The 23,307-nt window shown below is 64.0% G+C and carries 25 protein-coding genes and 1 tRNA gene; 25 read left to right on the top strand and 1 reads right to left on the bottom strand.

From position 1 onward, the window contains the following. Window positions 1-65 precede the first annotated feature (65 nt). The 24 genes from CHB77_RS08740 to CHB77_RS08855 all read left to right on the top strand — a co-directional run bounded on the left by CHB77_RS08740 (window position 66) and on the right by CHB77_RS08855 (window position 21,055). Window positions 66-431 carry an NADH-quinone oxidoreductase subunit A gene (locus tag CHB77_RS08740; RefSeq protein ID WP_089387807.1) on the top strand — a complete coding sequence of 122 codons (366 nt, stop codon included), beginning with the start codon at window positions 66-68 and terminating at the stop codon, window positions 429-431. After that, a complete protein-coding gene (locus CHB77_RS08745) occupies window positions 422-955 on the top strand; it encodes a NuoB/complex I 20 kDa subunit family protein (protein ID WP_089387808.1) in 534 nt (177 codons plus the stop codon). Before CHB77_RS08740 ends, CHB77_RS08745 begins: the two co-directional genes overlap by 10 nt. Window positions 956-959: 4 nt before the next feature. After that, window positions 960-1,577 (top strand): NADH-quinone oxidoreductase subunit C, encoded by a 618-nt coding sequence (locus CHB77_RS08750; protein ID WP_089387809.1) that lies wholly within the window; start codon window positions 960-962, stop codon window positions 1,575-1,577. 4 nt (window positions 1,578-1,581) lie between these two features. Further along, a complete protein-coding gene (locus CHB77_RS08755) occupies window positions 1,582-2,820 on the top strand; it encodes an NADH-quinone oxidoreductase subunit D (protein ID WP_089387810.1) in 1,239 nt (412 codons plus the stop codon). Further along, window positions 2,820-3,737 (top strand): NADH-quinone oxidoreductase subunit NuoE, encoded by a 918-nt coding sequence (nuoE, locus tag CHB77_RS08760; protein WP_089387811.1) that lies wholly within the window; start codon window positions 2,820-2,822, stop codon window positions 3,735-3,737. Before CHB77_RS08755 ends, nuoE begins: the two co-directional genes overlap by 1 nt. A gap of 17 nt (window positions 3,738-3,754) precedes the next feature. Next, the gene (locus tag CHB77_RS08765; RefSeq protein WP_089387812.1) at window positions 3,755-3,970 is read left to right on the top strand and encodes a DUF5337 domain-containing protein; all 216 of its coding nucleotides are present in this window, start codon (window positions 3,755-3,757) and stop codon (window positions 3,968-3,970) included. 27 nt (window positions 3,971-3,997) lie between these two features. After that, entirely contained in the window at window positions 3,998-5,293 is a 1,296-nt protein-coding gene (gene nuoF / locus CHB77_RS08770) for an NADH-quinone oxidoreductase subunit NuoF (RefSeq protein WP_089387813.1), read from the top strand. 26 nt (window positions 5,294-5,319) lie between these two features. After that, a complete protein-coding gene (locus CHB77_RS08775) occupies window positions 5,320-5,721 on the top strand; it encodes a DUF5333 domain-containing protein (RefSeq protein WP_089387814.1) in 402 nt (133 codons plus the stop codon). Window positions 5,722-5,733: 12 nt separating this feature from the next. Next, the gene (gene nuoG / locus CHB77_RS08780; protein ID WP_089387815.1) at window positions 5,734-7,752 is read left to right on the top strand and encodes an NADH-quinone oxidoreductase subunit NuoG; all 2,019 of its coding nucleotides are present in this window, start codon (window positions 5,734-5,736) and stop codon (window positions 7,750-7,752) included. 65 nt (window positions 7,753-7,817) lie between these two features. Continuing rightward, a complete protein-coding gene (locus CHB77_RS08785; protein WP_242626572.1) occupies window positions 7,818-8,525 on the top strand; it encodes a hypothetical protein in 708 nt (235 codons plus the stop codon). Window positions 8,526-8,541: 16 nt separating this feature from the next. Beyond that, the gene (nuoH, locus tag CHB77_RS08790) at window positions 8,542-9,573 is read left to right on the top strand and encodes an NADH-quinone oxidoreductase subunit NuoH (RefSeq protein WP_089387816.1); all 1,032 of its coding nucleotides are present in this window, start codon (window positions 8,542-8,544) and stop codon (window positions 9,571-9,573) included. Between the two features lie 3 nt (window positions 9,574-9,576). Beyond that, window positions 9,577-9,762 carry a hypothetical protein gene (locus CHB77_RS08795; RefSeq protein ID WP_089387817.1) on the top strand — a complete coding sequence of 62 codons (186 nt, stop codon included), beginning with the start codon at window positions 9,577-9,579 and terminating at the stop codon, window positions 9,760-9,762. Then, window positions 9,762-10,253: an NADH-quinone oxidoreductase subunit NuoI gene (gene nuoI / locus CHB77_RS08800; protein ID WP_089387818.1), complete on the top strand. Its 492-nt coding sequence runs from the start codon at window positions 9,762-9,764 to the stop codon at window positions 10,251-10,253. Before CHB77_RS08795 ends, nuoI begins: the two co-directional genes overlap by 1 nt. Then, entirely contained in the window at window positions 10,250-10,663 is a 414-nt protein-coding gene (locus CHB77_RS08805; RefSeq protein ID WP_089387819.1) for a carboxymuconolactone decarboxylase family protein, read from the top strand. The genes nuoI and CHB77_RS08805 overlap by 4 nt, the downstream gene beginning before the upstream one ends. After that, window positions 10,660-11,262, top strand: a complete 603-nt coding sequence (locus CHB77_RS08810; protein WP_089387820.1) for an NADH-quinone oxidoreductase subunit J — start codon at window positions 10,660-10,662, stop codon at window positions 11,260-11,262. Before CHB77_RS08805 ends, CHB77_RS08810 begins: the two co-directional genes overlap by 4 nt. 55 nt (window positions 11,263-11,317) lie before the next feature. Then, window positions 11,318-11,623, top strand: a complete 306-nt coding sequence (nuoK, locus tag CHB77_RS08815) for an NADH-quinone oxidoreductase subunit NuoK (protein ID WP_089387821.1) — start codon at window positions 11,318-11,320, stop codon at window positions 11,621-11,623. Between the two features lie 6 nt (window positions 11,624-11,629). Then, entirely contained in the window at window positions 11,630-13,846 is a 2,217-nt protein-coding gene (gene nuoL / locus CHB77_RS08820) for an NADH-quinone oxidoreductase subunit L (RefSeq protein ID WP_089387822.1), read from the top strand. Between the two features lies 1 nt (window position 13,847). Continuing rightward, complete coding sequence (locus tag CHB77_RS08825; protein WP_089387823.1) at window positions 13,848-15,416, top strand: NADH-quinone oxidoreductase subunit M; 1,569 nt, start codon at window positions 13,848-13,850, stop codon at window positions 15,414-15,416. A gap of 10 nt (window positions 15,417-15,426) precedes the next feature. Then, window positions 15,427-16,923, top strand: coding sequence for an NADH-quinone oxidoreductase subunit NuoN (nuoN, locus tag CHB77_RS08830; RefSeq protein WP_089387824.1), 1,497 nt, complete (start codon window positions 15,427-15,429; stop codon window positions 16,921-16,923). Continuing rightward, window positions 16,901-17,692 (top strand): biotin--[acetyl-CoA-carboxylase] ligase, encoded by a 792-nt coding sequence (locus CHB77_RS08835; RefSeq protein ID WP_089387825.1) that lies wholly within the window; start codon window positions 16,901-16,903, stop codon window positions 17,690-17,692. The genes nuoN and CHB77_RS08835 overlap by 23 nt, the downstream gene beginning before the upstream one ends. Window positions 17,693-17,695: 3 nt before the next feature. Then, the gene (locus CHB77_RS08840) at window positions 17,696-18,475 is read left to right on the top strand and encodes a type III pantothenate kinase (protein WP_089387826.1); all 780 of its coding nucleotides are present in this window, start codon (window positions 17,696-17,698) and stop codon (window positions 18,473-18,475) included. Then, entirely contained in the window at window positions 18,468-20,144 is a 1,677-nt protein-coding gene (locus tag CHB77_RS08845) for a ribonuclease J (protein WP_089387827.1), read from the top strand. Before CHB77_RS08840 ends, CHB77_RS08845 begins: the two co-directional genes overlap by 8 nt. A gap of 50 nt (window positions 20,145-20,194) precedes the next feature. Continuing rightward, window positions 20,195-20,911, top strand: a complete 717-nt coding sequence (gene trmB / locus CHB77_RS08850) for a tRNA (guanine(46)-N(7))-methyltransferase TrmB (RefSeq protein ID WP_089387856.1) — start codon at window positions 20,195-20,197, stop codon at window positions 20,909-20,911. Window positions 20,912-20,965: 54 nt separating this feature from the next. Continuing rightward, window positions 20,966-21,055 (top strand) — tRNA-Ser (locus tag CHB77_RS08855). A 181-nt stretch (window positions 21,056-21,236) separates the two neighbouring features. On the opposite strand, the gene CHB77_RS08860 is transcribed toward CHB77_RS08855, so the two are convergent. Beyond that, complete coding sequence (locus CHB77_RS08860) at window positions 21,237-21,494, bottom strand: hypothetical protein (RefSeq protein ID WP_089387828.1); 258 nt, start codon at window positions 21,492-21,494, stop codon at window positions 21,237-21,239. Window positions 21,495-21,724: 230 nt separating this feature from the next. Here CHB77_RS08860 and istA point away from each other — a divergent pair, with 230 nt between their 5' ends. Beyond that, a complete protein-coding gene (gene istA, locus CHB77_RS08865) occupies window positions 21,725-23,257 on the top strand; it encodes an IS21 family transposase (RefSeq protein WP_089387829.1) in 1,533 nt (510 codons plus the stop codon). Window positions 23,258-23,307 lie beyond the last annotated feature (50 nt).

A 23,307-nucleotide genomic window follows, 5' to 3' on the forward strand; every position in this document is an offset into this window, starting at 1 on the left:
CGGACCCTTAGCCAACCCGTCGCGGGCAGCCATGCTTTTCCGCGGCCGACAAGGGGAACTTGCCCGTGGAAACCTTGCTTCAGGATTATCTGCCGATCCTCGTCTTTGCCGGGATGGCCTCGGCCTTGGCGCTGATCCTGATCCTGGCCGCCGTCGTCGTCGCGGTGCGCAATCCCGACCCCGAAAAGGTCAGCGCCTATGAATGCGGCTTCAACGCCTTTGACGACGCGCGGATGAAATTCGACGTGCGCTTTTATCTGGTGTCGATCCTGTTCATCATCTTCGACCTGGAAGTGGCGTTCCTGTTTCCCTGGGCGGTCAGCTTTGCCGGCCTGTCGGACGCGGCCTTCTGGTCGATGATGGTTTTCCTGGGCGTGCTGACCGTGGGCTTTGCCTATGAATGGAAGAAGGGGGCGCTGGAATGGGCGTGATGGCCGGGGCCAACACCGCCGGTCCCGACCGAGAGGTCGCGACGGCGGCACTGAACCGCGAATTGCAGGACAAGGGCTTCCTGCTGACCACGACCGAGGACATCATCAACTGGGCGCGCAACGGTTCGCTGCACTGGATGACCTTCGGCCTGGCCTGCTGCGCGGTCGAGATGATGCAGGTTTCCATGCCGCGCTATGACGTGGAACGGTTCGGCACCGCGCCCCGCGCATCCCCGCGCCAGTCCGACCTGATGATCGTCGCGGGCACGCTGACCAACAAGATGGCCCCGGCGCTGCGCAAGGTCTATGACCAGATGCCCGAACCGCGCTATGTCATCAGCATGGGAAGCTGCGCCAACGGCGGCGGCTATTACCATTACAGCTATTCCGTGGTGCGCGGCTGCGACCGGATCGTGCCCGTGGACATTTATGTCCCCGGCTGCCCGCCGACCGCCGAGGCGCTGCTGTACGGCATCCTGCAACTTCAGCGCCGCATCCGGCGCACCGGCACGCTGGTAAGGTGATCCGATGGCCGTTTATCCCGACATCGACGCGCTGGAGCAGCTGGCCGAACATCTTGTGTCGCGGTGCGGCGACGAGGTGCTGGAGGCCCAGGTGGCCTTCGGCGAACTGACCGTCACGACCACCCTGTCCGGCGTGATCGATCTGATCGAATTCCTGCGCAGCGACAGTTCCTGCCGCTTTTCCACCCTGGTGGACATCACGGCGGTCGACTACCCCGAACGCCCGCAACGCTTCGATGTGGTCTGGCATCTGCTGTCGATGTATCAGAACCACCGCATCCGGGTGAAGGCCGCGATCCGAGAGGATGAGATCGTCCCGTCGCTGGTGCGCATCCACCCCTGCGCCAACTGGTTCGAACGCGAGATTTTCGACATGTTCGGAATCCTGTTCGCGGGCCACCCGGACCTGCGGCGGATCCTGACCGATTACGGTTTCAGCGGCCATCCGCTGCGCAAGGATTTCCCGACCACGGGGTATGTCGAGGTTCGGTACGACGAATCCGAAAAGCGCGTGGTCTATGAACCCGTTCGGCTGACGCAGGAATACCGCCAGTTCGATTTCCTGTCGCCGTGGGAGGGCGCGAAATACGTCCTGCCCGGCGACGAAAAGACCAAGGGGTAAGGCCATGGACGGCGATATCCGCACCAATACCTATGACGACGGGTCGTTCGATACCCTGGTGGGCGAACAGAAGATCCGCAACTTCAACATCAACTTCGGTCCTCAACACCCTGCCGCGCATGGCGTTCTGCGCATGGTGCTGGAACTGGACGGCGAGGTCGTTGAACGCGCCGACCCGCATATCGGCCTGCTGCATCGCGGCACCGAAAAACTGATGGAAAGCCGGACTTTTTTGCAGAACCTGCCGTATTTCGATCGGTTGGACTATGTGTCCCCCATGAATCAGGAACATGCCTGGTGTCTGGCCATCGAACGCCTGACGGGCACGGTGGTGCCGCGCCGCGCCAGCCTGATCCGGGTTCTGTATTCCGAGATCGGCCGCATCCTGAATCACCTTCTGGGCCTGACGACAGGCGCCTTGGACATCGGCGCGCTGACCCCGCCCTTGTGGGGGTTCGAAGCGCGCGAGCAATTGATGGTCTTTTACGAACGCGCTAGCGGGGCGCGGCTGCACGCGGCCTATTTCCGGCCGGGCGGCGTTCATCAGGATCTGCCGCCCGCGCTGCTGGACGATCTGGACGCGTGGTGCGATCAGTTTCCAAAACTGGTCGATGACCTGGATACGCTGCTGACCGAAAACCGGATCTTCAAGCAGCGGCTGGTCGGCATCGGCATCGTCACCGAACAGGACGCGCTGGACTGGGGCTATTCCGGGGTGATGGCGCGCGGGTCGGGGCTGGCCTGGGATTTGCGACGGTCGCAGCCCTATGAATGCTATGACGAATTCGATTTCCAGATCCCGGTCGGGCGGCATGGCGACAGCTATGACCGCTATCTGGTGCGGATGCAGGAAATGCGCGAATCGACCAAAATCATGAAGCAGGCCATCGCCAAGCTGCGGGCGGAACCGGCGGGCGACGTGATGGCGCGCGGCAAGCTGTCACCGCCGAAACGCGGGGAAATGAAGCGCGACATGGAAAGCCTGATCCATCATTTCAAGCTGTACACCGAAGGCTTCAAGGTTCCCGCGGGCGAAGTGTATGCCGCGGTCGAGGCGCCCAAGGGCGAATTCGGCGTCTATCTGGTCAGCGACGGCACCAACAAGCCTTATCGCGCCAAGCTGCGGGCGCCGGGATTCCTGCATCTGCAATCCATAGACTGGATGGCCAAGGGCCATCTTCTGGCCGACGTACCCGCCATCATTGCGACGATGGATATCGTGTTCGGAGAGGTTGACCGCTGATGCTGCGCCGTCTTTCGCCCGTCCAGCCGGACAGCTTCGAGTTCACGCCCGCCAACCTGGAATGGGCGCAGGCGCAAATGACCAAATACCCGGAAGGCCGTCAGCAGTCGGCGATCATTCCGGTGCTGTGGCGCGCCCAGGAACAGGAAGGCTGGCTGTCCCGGCCCGCCATCGAATATTGCGCCGAATTGCTGGAAATGCCCTATATCCGCGCGCTTGAAGTGGCGACATTCTACTTCATGTTCCAGCTTCAGCCTGTTGGAACGGTTGCGAATATCCAGATTTGTGGCACCACCACCTGCATGATCTGCGGGGCCGAGGATCTGATCGCGGTCTGCAAGCGCAAGATCGCGCCAGCGCCGCACATGCTGTCCGCCGATGGCAAGTTCAGTTGGGAGGAGGTCGAGTGTCTGGGCGCCTGCACCAACGCGCCCATGGCCCAGATCGGCAAGGATTTCTACGAAGATTTAACGCCTGCCAAACTGGAACGGTTGATCGACGCCTTTTCGGCGGGCCAAGTGCCGTTGCCGGGGCCGCAGAACGGCCGCTTCTCGTCCGAGCCGCTGGGCGGACCGACGGTCCTGACCGATCTTCGGGGGCAGGGCGATGACCTGAACGCCAGCGCGGCCTTGGCCCGCGACATCGGCGAGACCGTCAAGAGGATCGATGGGACCGAGGTGCCGATTCTGACGAAATGGCTGCGCCGGCCCGATGCCGCCGCCGATGACCGGAAGGGGACGGACGAAATCCCGGAAACCGATCCGCGGCCGGCCGAAGGTCATCCCGTGGACGCGACCGGTGTGACCGAACAGGAGGCGCAGGCCGCATCGGCCGCCCGTCCGGTGTCGGACCGTGAACCCGCGGGCGCGCGCGGGATCGAAAAGACGGAACAGAAGAATGAGACGACCGACCGTTAACCAGGCAGGGGCTGGCCATGCGAGGAACCGGGCAGGATCGTGACGCCGCGCAGATGCGGCTGGCCGCCATCGTGATCGCCGTTGCCATGTGCGGCTGGCTGCTGGTTCAATGGCTTGGCAGCCGGTATGGTTGGGCGGGGGAATGGGCCTTTCTGGCGGATCTGGCCGCCATGGGTGCTTTTGTCTGGTCGCTGATCGTGACCTGGCGTATCTGGCGGCGCAGGAATGCCTGACGCCCGGACAAGAGGATTGAGAGCAGGATGCTGAAAGATCAGGATCGCATTTTTACCAACCTCTACGGGATGGGCGACCGCAGCCTTGCGGGCGCGAAGAAGCGCGGCCACTGGGACGGCACGGCCGGGATCATCGCGCGGGGCCGCGACAGGATCGTGGAACAGGTCAAGGCGTCAGGCCTGCGCGGCCGGGGCGGTGCGGGTTTTCCGACCGGGCTGAAATGGTCCTTCATGCCCAAGGAAACCGATGGCCGCCCGTCCTATCTGGTCATCAACGCCGACGAATCCGAACCCGCGACCTGCAAGGACCGCGAGATCATGCGTCATGATCCGCACACGCTGATAGAGGGCGCGCTGATCGCCAGCTTCGCGATGGGCGCTCATGCCGCCTACATCTATATCCGGGGCGAATTCATCCGCGAACGAGAGGCCCTGCAATCGGCCATCGACGAATGCTATGACGCGGGACTGCTGGGGGCGAACGCCGCCGGGTCGGGCTGGGATTTCGACCTGTATCTGCACCACGGCGCCGGCGCCTATATCTGCGGCGAGGAAACGGCGCTTCTGGAAAGCCTGGAAGGCAAGAAGGGCATGCCCCGCATGAAGCCGCCGTTCCCGGCGGGCGCGGGGCTTTACGGCTGCCCGACCACGGTGAACAACGTCGAATCCATCGCCGTGACGCCGACGATCCTGCGGCGCGGGCCGGAATGGTTCGCGGGTTTCGGGCGCCCGAACAACGCGGGCGTCAAGCTGTTCGGGTTGACCGGCCACCTCAACACGCCCTGCGTGGTCGAGGAGGCCATGTCGATCAGCATGAAGGAACTGATCGAAAAGCACGGCGGCGGCGTGCGGGGCGGGTGGAAGAACCTGAAAGCCGTGATCCCCGGCGGCGCGTCCTGCCCGGTCCTGACGGCGGAACAGTGCGAAAACGCCATCATGGATTACGACGGGATGCGCGAATTGCGGTCGTCCTTTGGCACCGCCTGCATGATCGTGATGGACCAGCAGACCGACATCATCAAGGCGATCTGGCGGCTGGCCAAGTTCTTCAAGCACGAAAGCTGCGGGCAATGCACGCCCTGCCGCGAAGGCACCGGCTGGATGATGCGGGTGATGGAACGCCTGGTGCGCGGCGATGCCGAGGTCGCCGAAATCGACATGCTGTTCGACGTGACCAAGCAGGTCGAGGGCCACACCATCTGCGCCCTTGGCGACGCCGCCGCTTGGCCGATCCAGGGCCTGATCCGCAATTTCCGCGAAGAAATCGAGGATCGCATCAAGGCCAAGCGCACCGGCCGCATAGGGGCGATGGCGGCGGAATGACAGGCGGGGCGGCATATCGGCGCGGGATGCGCGTCGCGGTTGCGGCGCTGCTGGCGGCCGCCACGCTGACCGGGCCTGCCGCTGCGCTGCCGCCCCTGTCTCAGGAACGCCATGTCAACGACAGCCTTGTGCAGGCCCGCGTGGCCGACCTGCTGCGCCGCGGTTGCCCGACACTGGACGCGCGGGTCATCAGGGCCTTTTCCGAGGCGCGCAAGCTGAAACGCTATGCCCAGGACCAGGGCTACAGCAACGAACAGATCGACGCGTTCCTTGACAGCCGCGAGGAACGGCGCCGCATCTATGCACAGGCCGACCGCTACATGACCGCCAACGGGGTGGTGAACGGCCAGCCCGAGACATTCTGCCGTCTGGGGCGGCAAGAGATAGACCGGAAGACGATCGCCGGATCGCTTCTGGTTGCCAGGTAAGGAAGAACGCCGATGGCCGATGTGCGCACGATCAAGATCGACGGGACCGAGATCGCGGTCGATCCCAACCTGACCCTGATCCAGGCCTGCGAGCAGGCGGGGATCGAAATTCCGCGCTTTTGCTATCACGAACGGCTGTCCATCGCGGGCAACTGCCGGATGTGCCTGGTCGAGGTGGTGGGCGGCCCCCCCAAGCCCGCCGCAAGTTGCGCGATGCAGGTCAAGGATCTGCGCCCCGGCCCGGATGGCGCGCCGTCGGAAATCCGCACCAACAGCCCAATGGTCAAGAAGGCCCGCGAGGGCGTGATGGAGTTCCTGCTTATCAACCATCCGCTGGACTGCCCGATCTGCGACCAGGGCGGCGAATGCGATTTGCAAGACCAGGCCATGGCTTACGGCGTGGACTTCAGCCGGTATCGAGAGCCGAAGCGCGCGGCCGAGGAGCTGAACCTGGGTCCGCTGGTCGAAACCCACATGACCCGCTGCATCAGCTGCACGCGCTGCGTGCGCTTCACCACCGAGGTCGCGGGCATCACGCAGATGGGCCAGACCGGGCGCGGCGAGGACAGCGAGATCACCAGCTATCTGAACGAGACGCTGGCATCCAACCTGCAAGGCAATATCATCGATCTGTGCCCAGTGGGGGCCTTGGTCAGCAAGCCCTATGCCTTCAAGGCCCGCCCGTGGGAGTTGCGCAAGACCGAAACCATCGACGTGATGGATGCCCTGGGCAGCAGCATCCGCGTGGATGTGAAGGGCCGCGAGGTCATGCGGATCCTGCCGCGCAACCACGACGGCGTGAACGAGGAATGGATCAGCGACAAGACCCGCTTTGTCTGGGACGGGTTGCGCCGCCAGCGGCTGGACCGGCCCTATATCCGCGAGAACGGCAGGCTGCGCCCCGCCACATGGACCGAGGCGTTGCGGACTACGGCGGCGGCCATGATGGGCCGCAAGGTTGCCGGACTGGTGGGCGACCTGGCCCCGGTTGAGGCGGCGTTCAGCCTCAAGCGACTGGTCGAAGGCCTGGGCGGGAATGTCGAATGCCGCACGGATGGGGCGCGACTGCCCGCGGGCAATCGGGGCGCTTATGTCGGCACCGCGACGATTGCCGACATTGACACCGCCAAGCGCATCCTGCTGATCGGAACCAACCCGCGCGACGAAGCGCCGGTCCTGAACGCGCGGATCCGCAAGGCCTGGGCGCATGGCGCGCAGGTGGCCCTTGTGGGGCAGGCGGCGGACCTGACTTATGATTACCACCATCATGGCGACGACCGCACGGCGTTGTCGCGGCTGGTCAGCGGCGATTTCCAGGACAGTTCGGGCACGCCGGGCATCGTGATCGTCGGACAGGGCGCCTTGCGCGAGGCCGATGGCGAGGCGGTTCTGGCCAACGCCATGCGCATCTGCGAACTGGACGACTGCAAGCTGCTGGTCGTGCATTCGGCCGCATCGCGGGTCGGCGCGATGGACGTGGATGCCGTCACCGAAGGCGGTTTGACCGCCGCCATCGAGGGCGCGGACGTTGTCTACAATCTGGGCGCGGACGAGGTCGAGATCGCGGCGGGCGCCTTTGTCATCTATCAGGGCAGCCACGGCGACCGGGGCGCGCACCGGGCCGACATCATCCTGCCCGGCGCCTGCTATACCGAGGAGAACGGCCTGTTCGTCAACACCGAAGGCCGTCCGCAACTGGCCCTGCGCGCGAATTTCGCGCCGGGCGAGGCCAAGGAAAACTGGGCGATCCTTCGCGCCCTGTCGGCGGAACTGGGCGCGGCCCTGCCGTGGGACAGCCTGACGCAATTGCGCCGCGCCCTGGTTCAGGCCGTGCCCCATCTGGCGCAGATCGATCACGTGCCGCAGAACGCCTGGCAGCCCATCGAACGGCGGGATCTGGGCCGCGCGACCTTCCGCCCGGCGGTCAAGGATTTCTACCTGACGAACCCGATCGCCCGTTCCTCGCCGCTGATGGGGGAACTGTCGCGCATGGCCGCCCGGCGCAACGCGCCCCCCATGGCCGCCGAGTGATCGGGATGGTGCCAGCCCGTCGCCCACCCGGACGTGCTGTCGCAGCCCTTGCGGGCGCGGCGGTGATGGCCGGCTGCGCTGGCGATCCCGGCGACATGCGCCCCCGGCCAAAGCCCGACATGATGACGGTCAAGGTGGCGACGCCGGGGGCAGCGGATGGCAAGGCGCCTCTGACGCTGGCCCGTATTTCCACCAAATCGGGCGAGATCCTGATCTTGGAACCGGACGGCAGCGTGACCACCATGGCCCTGGACAGCCCGGAAGGGCGGGATGCCTTTGCCGTGACCGAGGCGGACCTGCTGGCCCTGAATGCCAACCTGGACCTGGATCTGGGCGGCACCGTTGCCGCCGACCTGCCGCCGCGCCAGACCGCGCAGGACAAGGCGCTGGAGGAATTTGCCGCCCGCACGCAGCCTGCGCTGCCCGACTGGGCCGATGGGGCGGCGGTCGATCCGCAGGATTTCATGGGTGTCTGGGTGGCGTCACTCGGCCCGGACGGGTCATCCGATCTGGTCGAGGTGACGGCAACCTTGCGCGAGGGGGTGGACGCCGATATTGCCTTCTCGTATGCGACCTGCGCGCTGGCCGGTTGGGCACGGCAGAACGGCGAACGCTATGGCAGGCATGTGCGCAGCTTGCAGGATACGCGGAACGGAAGGCTGACGGTCGGGGCGGCGTTCACGCTGTCGGACCAGAAGCCGATGGGCCTGCGGGTGATGGAAACGGAAGACACCTTGCGCGAATGCAAGGCTCGCGGCATCCCCGCGGCATAACGAGGATAGGACGGGCATGGCTGAATTCTGGGCATCCTCTCTGGGCATCACGGTAATCATGCTGGCGCAGGGTCTGGCGGTGATCGCCTTTGTTATGCTGTCGCTGATCTTCCTGGTCTATGGGGACCGCAAGATCTGGGCCGCCGTGCAGATGCGGCGCGGTCCGAACGTGGTCGGACCCTGGGGCCTGTTGCAGACATTCGCCGACGCGCTGAAATACGTCTTGAAGGAAATCGTCATTCCCGCCGGGTCGGACAAGTTCGTCTTTTTCCTGGCGCCCTTCCTGTCGATGACTCTGGCCCTGTTGGCCTTTGTCGCGATTCCCTTTGCGCCCGGCTGGGTGATGGCCGACATCAACGTGGGCATCCTGTTCATCTTCGCCGTCTCCTCGCTCGAGGTGTATGGCGTCATCATGGGCGGCTGGGCCTCGAACTCGAAATACCCGTTCCTGTCGTCGCTGCGCGCGGCCGCGCAGATGATTTCCTATGAGGTCAGCCTGGGCCTCATCATCATCGGGGTCATCATCTCGACCGGGTCGATGAACATCAGCGCCATCGTCCATGCGCAGTCGGGGGCGGGCCTGCTGTCCTGGTACTGGCTGCCGCATTTTCCGATGCTGGTGCTGTTCTTCATCAGCGCGCTTGCCGAAACAAACCGCCCGCCTTTCGATCTGGCCGAGGCCGAATCCGAACTGGTCGCGGGCTTCATGGTCGAATATTCGTCCACGCCCTATCTGCTGTTCATGGCGGGCGAATACATCGCCATCTGGCTGATGTGCGCGCTGATTTCGCTGCTGTTCTTCGGCGGCTGGCTGTCGCCCATTCCGGGCATCCCGGACGGCGCGTTGTGGATGTTCCTGAAGATGGTGTTCTGGTTCTGGATGTTCGCCATGGTCAAGGCCATCGTGCCCCGGTACCGCTATGACCAGTTGATGCGGATCGGCTGGAAGGTGTTCCTGCCCTTGTCGCTGGGCTGGGTCGTTCTGGTGGCGTTCCTGGCGCGGTCCGAGGTGTTCGGATCCTTCTGGGCCCGCTGGGCGGGGGTGTAAGCCATGGCCTATTCCAACAAGATCGCCGAGATGCTGGCCGCCGCGTCCGAAGCCGACAAGATCGAATTCGCGCATTTCCTGGCCAACAATCTGGATACGGCCGAACAGGCCAAAGACAGCGCCAGGGTGCGCGAGTATGTGGCGGCCTTCGACCGCTTTGCCGCGCCCAAGCAAGGGGAAGACTTCTGATGGCCTTCGACATCGCCCAAGCCACCAAGTATTTTCTGATGTTCGACTTCCTCAAGGGCTTTGGCCTGGGGGTCAAATATTTCTTCGCCCCCAAGGCGACGCTGAACTATCCCCATGAAAAAGGTCCGCTGTCGCCGCGGTTCCGGGGCGAACATGCGCTGCGCCGATACCCCAACGGAGAGGAACGCTGCATCGCCTGCAAGCTGTGCGAGGCGATCTGTCCGGCCCAGGCCATCACCATCGACGCCGAGCCGCGCGAGGATGGCAGCCGGCGCACAACGCGTTACGACATCGACATGACCAAGTGCATCTATTGCGGCTTTTGCCAGGAAGCCTGCCCGGTCGATGCCATCGTCGAAGGCCCGAACTTCGAATTCGCGACCGAAACGCGCGAGGAACTGTTCTACGACAAGCAGAAGCTTCTGGACAACGGCGCCCGCTGGGAAGCCGAGATCGCCCGCAACCTGTCCATCGACGCGCCCTACCGATGAGCGATGCCTTTACCAAGATGTTCCAGCAGATGATGCAGTCCGGCCAGGAAATGGCACGGGCGTTCAATCCCGCGCTTGAAACTCTCGACCCGCGCGCGTTCGAGAAGATGATCCCGACCATGCCCGCCGACATGCTGGAAATGTGGTTCGGGCGCACCTTCAACCGCGACGGCTTGGACGCCAAGACCCGGCTGCTGGTCACGGTCGCCGCGTTGACGGTGCAGGGCGCCCATGCCGAACCGCAACTGCGCCTGACCATCCGCCATGCCATCGAATCGGGCGCCACGGCGCGCGAGGTGGCCGAGGTCATCTATCAGATGGGCATGTTCGGCGGCATTCCGGCGATGCAGAAGGCGCTGGAGATTGCCCAGGGCGTATTCAAGGAACATGAAGGGAAACAGCCGGAATGATTGCCTTCGCCTTTTATCTGTTTGCCGTATCGGTCTGCGTCGCGGGCTTCATGGTGGTGCTGTCGCGCAACCCGGTGCATTCGGTGCTGTGGCTGATCCTGGCCTTTATCGCGTCGGCGGGGCTTTTCGTGCTGCAAGGGGCCGAATTCGTGGCGATGCTGCTGGTGATCGTCTATGTTGGCGCCGTGGCGGTTCTGTTCCTGTTCGTGGTGATGATGCTGGACGTGGATTTCGCCCAGCTTCGCGGCGAATTGGCAGGCTATCTGCCGCTTGCCGGTATGATCGCGCTTGTGCTGCTGGCGCTGCTGACCGTGGCCTTTGGCGGCTGGGAAATTGCGAACGAGGCCCCGGACCTGCGCGCCGCGCCGATCGTGTATCAGGCGCAGAACACCAACGCCCTCGGCGCGATCCTGTACGACCGGTATCTGCTGCCGTTCCAGGTGGCCGGACTGATCCTGCTGGTCGCCATGATCGGCGCGATCACCCTGACGATGCGCCATCGCCGCGACATCAAGCGCCAGGACGTGCTGGAACAGATGTACCGCGATCCGGCCAAGGCCATGGAACTGCGCGACGTGAAGCCGGGGCAGGGGCTGTAGGCCCCGGCTGCCGACCAAAATTGAACGGGTAAACTGCCCGGAGGGACGAAAGACGATGATCGGATTGACACATTACCTTGTCGTGGGGGCGATCCTGTTCGTCGCCGGGGTGTTCGGCATCTTCGTGAACCGCAAGAACGTCATCGTCATCCTGATGTCGATCGAACTGATCCTGCTGTCGGTCAACATCAACTTCGTGGCCTTTTCGGCCCATCTGGGCGATCTGGCGGGGCAGGTGTTCACCATGTTCGTGCTGACCGTCGCCGCCGCCGAGGCCGCGATCGGCCTGGCGATCCTGGTGGTGTTCTTCCGCAACCGCGGCACCATCGCCGTCGAAGACGTCAACGTGATGAAGGGCTGATCGGTCATGGTGCAATTCATCCTGTTCGCCCCGCTTCTGGGCGCCCTGATCGCAGGCTTTGGCTGGCGCCTCATCGGCGAAAAGGCCGCGCAGATCCTGACCACGGGCGTCCTGTTCGCCGCCGCGCTGTTTTCCTGGATCGTGTTTCTGGGGTTCGAGGGCGAGACACTCTACATCCCCGTGATGGACTGGGTGGTATCGGGCAATTTCGTCAGCGAATGGGGCATCCGGCTGGATCGCCTGACTGCCGTGATGCTGATCGTCGTGACCACGGTGTCGGCCTTGGTTCACCTGTATTCGATGGGCTACATGGCCCATGACGACAACTGGAGCCATCACGAACACTACAAGGCGCGCTTCTTTGCCTATCTGTCGTTCTTCACCTTTGCCATGCTGATGCTGGTGACGGCGGACAATCTGTTGCAGATGTTCTTTGGCTGGGAAGGCGTGGGCGTCGCGTCATACCTGCTGATCGGCTTTTATTACCGCAAGCCATCGGCCAACGCCGCCGCCATGAAGGCCTTCATCGTCAACCGGGTCGGGGACTTCGGCTTCCTGATGGGGATCTTCGGCCTGTGGTGGCTGACCGGATCCATCCAGTTCGACGCGATCTTCGCGCAGGTGGACGAACTGGCCCAGGCTCAGGTCCGGTTCCTGTGGGCCGACTGGAACGCCGCGAACCTGCTGGCCGTGCTGCTGTTCATCGGCGCGATGGGCAAGTCGGCGCAACTGTTCCTGCACACCTGGCTGCCCGACGCGATGGAAGGTCCGACCCCCGTGTCGGCGCTGATCCATGCCGCGACCATGGTGACGGCGGGGGTGTTCCTGGTCTGCCGCATGTCGCCCTTGTTCGAATTCGCGCCCGAGGCCAAGATGTTCGTGACGATCATCGGCGCCAGCACGGCGTTCTTTGCCGCAACCGTGGGGCTGGTGCAGAACGACATCAAGCGCGTGATCGCCTATTCGACCTGTTCGCAGCTGGGCTACATGTTCGTGGCGGCAGGCGTTGGCGTCTATTCGGTCGCCATGTTCCATCTGTTCACGCATGCCTTCTTCAAGGCCATGCTGTTCCTGGGCGCCGGTTCGGTCATCCACGCGATGCACCACGAACAGGACATGCGGAACTATGGCGGATTGCGGAAAAAGATCCCGCTGACCTTCTGGGCCATGCTGATCGGCACCCTGGCCATCACCGGCGTGGGCATTCCGCTGACCTCCATCGGCTTTGCGGGGTTCTTGTCCAAGGACGCCGTGATCGAGAGCGCCTATGCGTCCGGCGTGGGGTATGCCTTCTGGTTGCTGGTGATCGCGGCCCTGATGACCAGCTTCTACTCCTGGCGGCTGATGTTCATGACCTTCTGGGGCGCTCCGCGTCCGCAAAAGATCTGGGATGCCGAAATTAAGTCCGAGGAGGAAGTTCAGCCTTCGGCGGACCATGGCCACGGGCATGACGCGCATGGGCATCACGACCCGTTGCACGCCCATCACAACGCCCATGAAAGCCCCCCGGTGATGACGGTTCCGCTGGCGGTTCTGGCGCTGGGGGCGATCTTCTCGGGGATGATCTGGTACGGCAGCTTCTTCGGCGACGACGTGCCGCAATTCTTCGGACTTCCCGTGTCCGAATACGAACAGGCCGCAGGCGCGGAAGGTGCCGCCCCCGAGAGCGCCGAGACGGCGCCGCAGGTTCCCGCAGGTGCCGCCACCGATGCCGCCGCCGGCGATCCGGCCGAGGAGGCCGCGGCAGCCGGGCACGCGGCGGTTTCTGGCTTTGAACGGGGCGCCATCTTCATGCGCGCCGACAACACCGTTCTGCATGACGCGCATTATGTCCCGACCTGGGTCAAGCTGGCGCCCTTCGTCGCAATGCTGACGGGGTTGGGCCTTGCCTGGGTGATGTATATCCGCTATCCGACGGCCCCCGCGAAACTGGCGGCGCAGCAGCCGGCGCTGTATCGCTTTCTTCTGAACAAATGGTACTTCGACGAGATCTACGATTTCGTCTTCGTGCGCCCGGCCGTGTGGATTGGCCGCAAGTTGTGGACGGGCGGCGACGGGGCGGTTATCGACGGCGCCATCAATGGGGTGGCGATGGGAATCGTCCCGCGGCTGACCCGTTTCGCCGGGCTGGTGCAGTCGGGCTATCTGTTCCATTATGCCTTCGCGATGGTTCTGGGCATCGTGGGCTTGCTGATCTGGGTGATGACGCGGGGCGCCTACTGACATGACGAACCTTCTTTCGATCATCACCTTCCTGCCCATCGTCGCGGCGGGGATCCTGGCGGTATTCCTGCGCGGCGACGACGAGGCCGCGCAGCGCAACGCCAAATGGCTGGCGCTGCTGGCCACATCAGCCACGTTCCTGATTTCGCTGTTCGTGCTGGCAGGATTTGATCCGGCAAACACCGGCTTTCAGTTCGTCGAGGATCACCCATGGATCATGGGCCTGCGCTACACGATGGGCGTGGACGGCATCTCGGTCCTGTTCGTGATGCTGACGACCTTCCTGATGCCGCTGACGATCCTGTCCACCTGGGACGTGAAGACCCGCGTCAAGGAATACATGATCGCCTTTCTGGTGCTGGAAGGGCTGATGATCGGCGTGTTCACCGCGCTGGATCTGATCCTGTTCTATCTGTTCTTCGAGGCCGGCCTGATCCCGATGTTCCTGATTATCGGGATCTGGGGCGGCGCGAACCGTATCTATGCCGCCTTCAAGTTCTTTCTGTACACCTTCCTTGGGTCCGTCCTGATGCTGGTGGCGATGATCGCCATGGCGCGGACGGCGGGCACAACCGACATCGCGCAGCTTCTGGCCTTTGATTTCCCGTCCGACACGATGCGCGTCCTGGGCTTTACCGTTGTCGGCGGGATGCAGACCCTGCTGTTCCTGGCCTTCTTTGCCAGCTTCGCGGTCAAGATGCCGATGTGGCCGGTCCACACCTGGCTACCCGACGCGCACGTCCAGGCGCCCACTGCCGGATCGGTCGTGCTGGCCGCCGTGCTGCTGAAGATGGGCGGTTATGGATTTTTGCGCTTCAGCCTGCCGATGTTCCCGGTGGCCAGCGACATGCTACAACCGCTGGTCTTCTGGATGTCGGCCATCGCCATCGTGTATACCAGCCTCGTGGCGCTGGCCCAGACCGACATGAAGAAGCTGATCGCCTATTCCTCGGTCGCGCACATGGGTTACGTGACGATGGGGGTGTTCGCCGCCAACCAGCAGGGGCTGGACGGGGCGATCTTCCAGATGCTGTCGCACGGCTTCATTTCGGGCGCGCTGTTTTTGTGTGTGGGCGTGATCTATGACCGGATGCACACGCGCGACATTGACGCCTATGGCGGGCTGGTGAACCGGATGCCGGTCTATGCGCTGGTGTTCATGTTCTTTACCATGGCCAACGTGGGCCTGCCCGGCACATCCGGTTTCGTGGGCGAATTCCTGACGCTGATGGGCGCGTTCAAGGCGAATACCTGGGTGGCCTTCGTGGCCGCGACCGGGGTGATCCTGTCGGCGGGCTATGCGCTGTGGCTGTATCGCCGCGTGACCCTTGGCGCGCTGATACGGGAAAGCCTGAAGACCATCACCGACATGACCCCGCGCGAGAAGTGGGTCTTCGTGCCCCTGATCGTGATGACGCTGTATCTGGGCGTCTATCCGCGCGCCGTCACCGACATCACCGGCCCCGCCGTCCAGGCGCTGCTGGTCAGTTACAACGAAGCCCTGCCGCATGACGGCCGCGACGGGCTGGCCGTGACCGCACAGATGGACACGGCCGAGGCCAGCCATTGAAGGACGCACGATGACCGCGCTCGATTTTTCGACCATCCTGCCGGAACTGGTGCTGGCGATCTTCGCGATGGCCGCGCTGATGGCCGGGGCCTATCTGGGCAAGGACCGCGTGGCGCGTCCGATCCTGTGGGCGACGGTCATCGCGCTGCTGCTGGTGGGTCTGTATATGGGATATGCGGACCGTCCGGCGCAGGTGGCGTTCTTCGGCATGTTCACCGACGACGCCTTTTCCCGCTTTGCCAAGGTTACGATCCTGATTTCCGCCGCCGCCGTCCTGGCGATGAGCGCGGATTACATGGATCGTCACAAGCTGCTGCGCTTTGAATACCCGATCCTGATTGCCCTGGCCGCGATCGGCATGATGCTGATGGTGTCGGCCAGCGACCTGCTGTCGCTGTACATGGGCCTGGAACTGCAATCGCTGGCCCTGTATGTCACGGCCGCCATGCGCCGCGACAGCGTGAAGTCGTCCGAGGCCGGGTTGAAGTATTTCGTGCTGGGATCGCTGTCGTCGGGGATGCTGCTCTATGGCGCGTCGCTGGTCTACGGTTTTTCGGGCACCACCGGCTTTGCGGGGATCATCCAGACGGTCGTGGGCGGCCAACTGTCGCTGGGCCTGCTGTTCGGCCTGGTGTTCCTGCTGGTCGGGCTGGCCTTCAAGGTGTCGGCCGTGCCCTTCCACATGTGGACGCCCGATGTCTATGAAGGCGCGCCGACGCCGGTGACAGCCTTTTTTGCCACCGCGCCCAAGGTCGCGGCCATGGCGCTGATCGCGCGGCTGATGTTCGACGCCTTCGGCAACGTGCCGGGCGACTGGGGCCAGATCATCGCCGCCCTTGCGGTCCTGTCGATGTTCCTGGGGTCCATCGCCGGGATCGGGCAGCGCAACATCAAGCGGCTGATGGCCTATTCCTCGATCGCGCACATGGGATTTGCCCTGGTCGGCCTTGCGGCGGGCACGGCCTATGGCGTGCAGTCGATGCTGCTCTATATGGCGATTTATGCGGTGATGAACGTCGGCACCTTTGCCTTTATCCTGTCGATGGAACGCGACGGGCGGCCGACCGCCGATCTGGACAGCCTGAACCGTTTCGCCCAGGCCGAACCCGTCGAGGCCTTTGCCGTCCTGTTCCTGATGTTCAGCATGGCGGGTGTGCCGCCGTTCCTGGGCTTTTTTGCCAAATACGGCGTGCTGACGGCGGCGGTCGATGCCGGCATGTCCTGGCTGGCGATCCTGGGCGTCATCGCTTCGGTCATCGGGGCGTTCTATTACCTGCGCATCGTGTATTACATGTTCTTCGGGGCCGAGACCGAGGGCGTGGAAAGCCGGATGGGCGCGGTGCAGTTCGCCGCGCTGGTCGTTCCGGCCGCGATCCTGGTAATCGGCGCGGTGTCGATGTGGGGCATAGACGGGGCCGCGGCGACCGCCGCCGAATCGCTGGTCGGCACGCCGGTTGAAATGGCCGTCGCTGGCACCCCCGCGGATGAGGTTCCCGCCGTTGAGTAACGGGGCGGCTGTTTCAGCCTGGCCCGCGGGCGTCGCCCGCCATGTCATCGACCGCGTGGACAGCACCAATGCCGAGGCGATGCGCATGGCGCCCGGCCTGTCCGGCCCGACCTGGATCATGGCCCGGCAGCAGACGGCGGGCCGTGGCCGGCGGGGCAGGGCGTGGACCGATCCGCCGGGCAATTTCGCGGCTACCCTGGTGCTGCGTCCCCACGGCAGTCCCGCCGATGCGGCCCGCCTGTCCTTTGTCGCGGCCTTGGCTGTTCACGACGCGCTGCGCCGGATGTGCGGTCCGCATCTGAACCTGGCGCTGAAATGGCCCAACGATGTGCTGCTGAACGGCGGCAAGCTGGCCGGGATCCTGCTGGAAAGCATCGGATCGGGCGCGGCCATTCAGGCGCTGGCCATCGGCATCGGCGTCAATCTGGTTGCCGCCCCGGAGCCGGGCGATCTGGAACCCGGCGCCCTGCGGCCGGTCAGCCTGCGGGGCGAAACCGGCCTGGCGGTCCTGCCCGACGATCTGTTATGCGCCTTGGCGCTGTCGTTCGACGACTGGTCGCGGCAGATGCGCGATTTCGGCTTTGCCCCGATCCGCAGCGCATGGCTGGCCCGCGCCGCGCGGCTGGGCGATACGATCACCGCCCGCACCGGCGCGACCGAAACCACCGGCCGGTTCGACGGCATCGACGACACCGGCGCCCTGATCCTGACCGGGCCGCGCGGCCGGCAGGCGATCCCCGCCGCCGACATCTTTTTCGCCGGAACCTGAGCCATGCTTTTGTGCATCGACACCGGCAACACCAATACCGTCTTTTCGATCTGGAACGGCGAACGGTTCCTGGCGCACTGGCGCATCGCCACCGATCACCGCCGCACGGCGGACGAATATTTCGTCTGGCTGTCCACCCTGATCGAGGGACAGAAGTTCGTTCTGGACATCGACGCCTGCATCATCAGTTCCACCGCGCCCCGCGTGGTCTTCAACCTGCGCGTCCTGTGCAGCCGCTATTTCGACACCCGCCCCCTGGTGGTCGGCAAGCCCGACTGCCTTCTGCCGGTGTCCCCGCGCGTGGACCCCGGCACGGTGGTCGGTCCCGACCGGCTGGTCAACACCGTGGGCGCCTTCGACCGCCACGGCCCCGACCTGATCGTGGTGGATTTCGGCACGGCCACCACCTTTGACGTGGTGGATGCGGACGGCGCCTATATCGGCGGCGTGATCGCGCCGGGGGTGAACCTGTCGCTGGAGGCACTGCACATGGGCGCGGCCAGCCTGCCACATGTGGATGTGACCATGCCCGCCAAGGTGATCGGCACCAACACGGTCGCCTGCATCCAGTCGGGCATCTTCTGGGGCTATATCGGGCTGGTCGACGGCGTGGTGCGCCAGATTCGCGCGGAACGTGATCGTCCGATGCAGGTTATCGCGACCGGGGGGCTTGCGCCGCTGTTCGATCAGGGGTTTGACCTGTTCGACGCGATCGAAGACGATCTGACGATGCACGGGCTGCGGCTCATTCACGATTACAACAAGGAGATGGGCAATGGCTGAGCGCCTGATCTATCTGCCGCTGGGCGGCGCGGGCGAAATCGGCATGAACGCCTATGTCTATGGCTATGGCCAGCCGGGACGCGAACGGCTGATCCTGGTGGATCTGGGCGTCAGCTTTGGCGACATGAGCAGCAGCCCCGGAATCGACCTGATCCTGCCCGACGTGACCTGGCTGGAACAGAACCGCGACCGGCTGGACGCGATCTTTGTCACCCATGGGCACGAAGATCACCTGGGCGCCGTGGGCCATCTGTGGTCGCGGCTGAAGGCCCCGATTCATGCCCGCCCCTTCACCGGCGCCCTGATCCGCCTGAAGCTGGAGGAGCAGGGCCATCCCGCATCGGTCGTGACCATCACCGGACCTCGGCCCGAGGTCACGCAGGTCGGCCCCTTCACCGTCCAATTCGTGCCGGTCAGCCATTCCATTCCCGAAAGCGCCGCCCTCATCATCGATACGCCGGCGGGCCGCGTCGTCCATACCGGAGATTTCAAGCTGGACGGCACCCCGGTCGTGGGCGATCCCTTCGACCCGATCGCCTGGCACGACATCGCGTCCGAGGGGCAGGGCATCAAGGTTCTGACATGCGACAGCACCAACATCTTTTCCACCCATCCCGGCCGGTCCGAGGCGGTTCTGGCCAATCCCATCCTGGAATGGGTGATGGCGCAACGGAACATGATTGTCGCCACCACATTCGCAAGCAACATCGCGCGCCTGAAAACCCTGTCGGATGCCGCCATCGCGGGGGGCCGCAAGGTCTGCCTGCTGGGCCGCGCGATGCGCAAGATGGTGACGGTGGGCCTGGAAACCGGTGTGCTGACCGATTTTCCCGACACCATCGGCCCCGAGGAGGCGGCCAGCCTGCCCTGCAACCAGGTGATGCTGCTGGCCACCGGCAGCCAGGGCGAACGCCGCGCCGCCAGCGCGCAGCTGTCGCGCGGCCGCTATCTGGGACTGATGCTGAGGGAAGGCGACAGTTTCCTGTTCAGCTCCAAGACCATTCCGGGCAACGAACGCGAAGTCGGCCGCATCATGAACGCGCTGAGCGAGTTGGGCGTCGATGTCTATGACGCCGACGACGGGCTGTACCATGTTTCGGGACATGCCAACCGCCCCGACATCGAGGCGCTGCACGACCTGCTGAAACCCGAAATGGTGGTTCCCATGCACGGCGAACACCTGCATCTGCGCGAACATGTCATGCTGGCGCGGTCCAAGGGCATCGCCGCGGAAATCGCCACCAACGGCACCATGCTGGATCTGACCGGCGACCGTCCCCGGATCGTCGATCAGGTGGAAACCGGACGGCTGTATCTAGATGGCACGGTCCTGATCGGATCGATGGACGGGGTGGTGCGCGACCGCATCCGCATGGCGCTGAACGGGCACGCCCTGGTCAGCGTCATCGTGGACGAAGACGACAACGTGCTGCCCGATGCCTGGGTCGAACTGATGGGCCTGTCCGGCCGCACCCGTGGCGGCGACGATCTGGGCACGCATATCGAAGGCGAGCTGTCCGAATTCCTGGAAGGCGCCGATGCCCGCGTCGTCCGCGACGACGCCAAGATGGACGAGGCGATCCGCAAGATCACCCGCCAGGTCGCCATGGAGGAGATCGGCAAGAAGCCCGAGGTGACGGTCATCATCAGCCGCCTGATGGGGGAATAGGCCGGGCAGGGGGCCTTGACCCGGCATCGCTGCCGGTGCAATCCCCGGCCATGTCCGACATGCCCCCATCCGCCTTCGATCCGAACCCGCCGCGCCGCAATTTCTATGGCCGGCGGCATGGCAAGACCCTGCGCCAAAGCCAGAAGGGCTATCTGTCCGAGGATCTGGGCGACCTGCGTCCGCGCGGCATCACCGTGCAGGACAACCCCGACCGCCGCCTCATCGACCCGGCGGCGATCTTTGGCGACGACCGTCCCGTCTGGCTGGAGGTCGGATTCGGCGGCGGTGAACACATGGTCCATATGGCCGCCCGTTATCCCGGCATCGGCATCATCGGTTGCGAGCCGTTTATCAACGGCGTCGCCATGCTGCTGGGCAAGATCCGCAACGCGGGCGTCGCCAATGTCAGCGTGCATCCGGGCGATGCGCGCGACCTGATGGACGTGTTGCCGGATGGCTCGATCAGCCGGGCGTTTTTGAACTATCCCGATCCCTGGCCCAAGGCCCGCCACCACCGCCGCCGCTTTGTCACCCCTGAACATCTGCTGCCCCTGGCCCGCGTGATGAAGCCCGGCACCGAATTCCGGGTGGCGACCGACATCCCCGACTACATGCGCCAGACGCTGGAGGAGGTGCCCCGTGCAGGCTTCGCTCTGGTGGCCGATACCTCCGTCGCTTGGGACGACTGGTTCAGTACCCGCTATGAGCAGAAAGCGCTGCGCGAAGGGCGGGTGCCCCACTATGCCACATTCGTCCGAAAGGGCTGAACGGCTTTGAAAAAGCCCTTGTCTGCACCAGTGCCCGCCCCTATACCGACCGGCGGAGTGGTGGCCGAGTGGTCGAAGGCACACCCCTGCTAAGGGTGCAGGCGGGAAACCGTCTCGAGGGTTCGAATCCCTTCCACTCCGCCACTTGCCCTCGCGAAAGCGTTCTCCCGATCCGGCTACGGCCGGATTTTTTCGTTGTTTTCGAGGGTTATGCGGGAGGGGCTGAGCACTGCCCCCGGCGCCAGGTGGCCAGGAAGCGGTCTCTCAGGGCCGATATTCTCCGGACCTGTTGACTGCGCCGATTTGGTGGTTAGGTTGCAAGTATCTAGTATTGCAATGTTTTTTCGGAGGCCGCGCTGAACGCTTCGATGCCGGTGGCGTTCGGCGTGATGGAACCGACGTCGAACCCATGAATGCAGGAAAGCTGGGTACTCTCGTCGGCAATCAAGAAGATTAGGTCCCCGACATCCGGCACCTGTGCTTTGTCGTTGGGCCTCTTCCAGGTTGGCTTGATTGGGTTCCGCTTCGCCAGCTCCTCGACCTCCTGCTTGATGCCTGTCGGCGAGGCGTAATTTTTCTCCATGATGATCGAGGAAAATTCTTCATGGATGTGGGTTATTCCTTCGGCCGCCGGACAAGCTCGGTCATCCGCTCTATCCCCAATCCATAATCGGCTTTAAGATTATCAAGTTGCACCGGCTGTTGATTTCCACCCAGAACTGAGCCGGATAGGCGCGTAATTTCCACTGAGAATTGAGCCATGTGAACCTTTCCCCAGAGCGGTGAGCGACGGGGGGCAACGGAGTGATCCACATGGGACTTTTGAACATCATCCGGCGCATGTATTTGCGGGAGAAGTTGTCGATCCGCGAGATCGCGCGACGCACCGGACTGTCACGGAACACGGTGACGAAGCATCTGGCTGCAAACACGATCGAGCCAAAGTTTGCCACGCCGGATCGGCCAAGCAAGCTTGATCCTTTCGCCGAGAAGCTGGCCGGCTGGTTGAAGACGGAAGCCGGCAAGTCGCGCAAGCAGCGGCGGACGCTGAAGCAGATGCATGCCGATCTCGTGGCGCTCGGCTTCACCGGCTCCTACAACCGGGTTGCGGCCTTTGCGCGGGACTGGCGGACAGATCGCCAGCGCGAGCAACAGACCACGGGCCGCGGCACCTTCGTTCCGCTGTCCTTTCGCCCGGGCGAAGCCTTCCAGTTCGACTGGAGCGAAGACTACGGACATCTGACCAACGAGCGCACCAAGCTTCAGATGGCGCATATCAAGCTGTCCCACAGTCGGGCCTTCCTGTTGCGCGCCTACCCGCTCCAGACCCACGAGATGCTGTTTGATGCCCACTGGCACGCGTTCCGCGTCTTTGGTGGTGTGCCCGAGCGCGGCATCTACGATAACATGAAGACCGCAGTGGATCGTGTCGGCCGTGGCAAGGAGCGGCAGGTCAACCTCCGCTTTCTCGCCATGGCCAATCACTATGTCTTCGAGCCGGAGTTCTGCAATCCGGCCGCAGGCTGGGAGAAGGGTCAGGTCGAGAAGAACGTTCAGGACTCCCGCCATCAGGTCTTGCAGGGGATGCCGGACTTTCCCGACCTTGCCACGATGAATGCCTGGCTGGAGCAGCGCTGCCTGGAGGTGTGGCAAGAGACCCCGCACGGCACGCTGCCCGGCACCATTGCCGATGTCTGGGCTGAGGAGCGGGCCGCATTGATGCCGTTGCCGCCGGCCTTTGACGGCTTCATCGAACTCAGCAAGCGCGTCTCGCCCACCTGCCTGATCAGCTTCGAGCGCAATCGCTACAGTGTGCCGGCGTCATTCGCGAACCGGCCTGTCAGCCTGCGGATCTATCCGGACCGGCTGGTCGTGGCGGCCGAGGGCAACATCCTATGCGAGCATGGCCGCATCATCCAGCGCAGCCACAAGCTGCCACCGCGGACGATCTATGACTGGCGGCATTACCTGGCTGTTCTTCAGCGCAAGCCCGGGGCGTTGCGCAATGGCGCGCCCTTTGCCGAGTTCCCGCCAGCGTTCCGGCAGTTGCAGGAGCAGATGCTGCGCAAGCCCGGCGGTGATCGCGAGATGGTCGACATTCTCGCACTGGTTCTTCAGCACGACGAACAGGCCGTGCTTGCCGCGGTGGAATTGGCCCTGGCCGAGGGCGTGGCAACCAAGACCCATGTGCTGAACCTCCTGCACCGGCTGATCGATGGAAAGGTCATCGGCGGGCCGCCCCTCGATACCCCGCAGGCCCTGGCCCTGCGCCGTGAGCCAAAGGCCAATGTGGAGCGCTATGACGGCCTGCGCACCCAAGCTGCAGGAGGCCGTCATGCGTCATGATCCTGCCAGCGGCGCCATCGTCATCATGCTTCGCAGCCTGAAGATGCACG

Source organism: Paracoccus sediminis (assembly GCF_900188295.1).
GTDB lineage: Bacteria > Pseudomonadota > Alphaproteobacteria > Rhodobacterales > Rhodobacteraceae > Paracoccus > Paracoccus sediminis.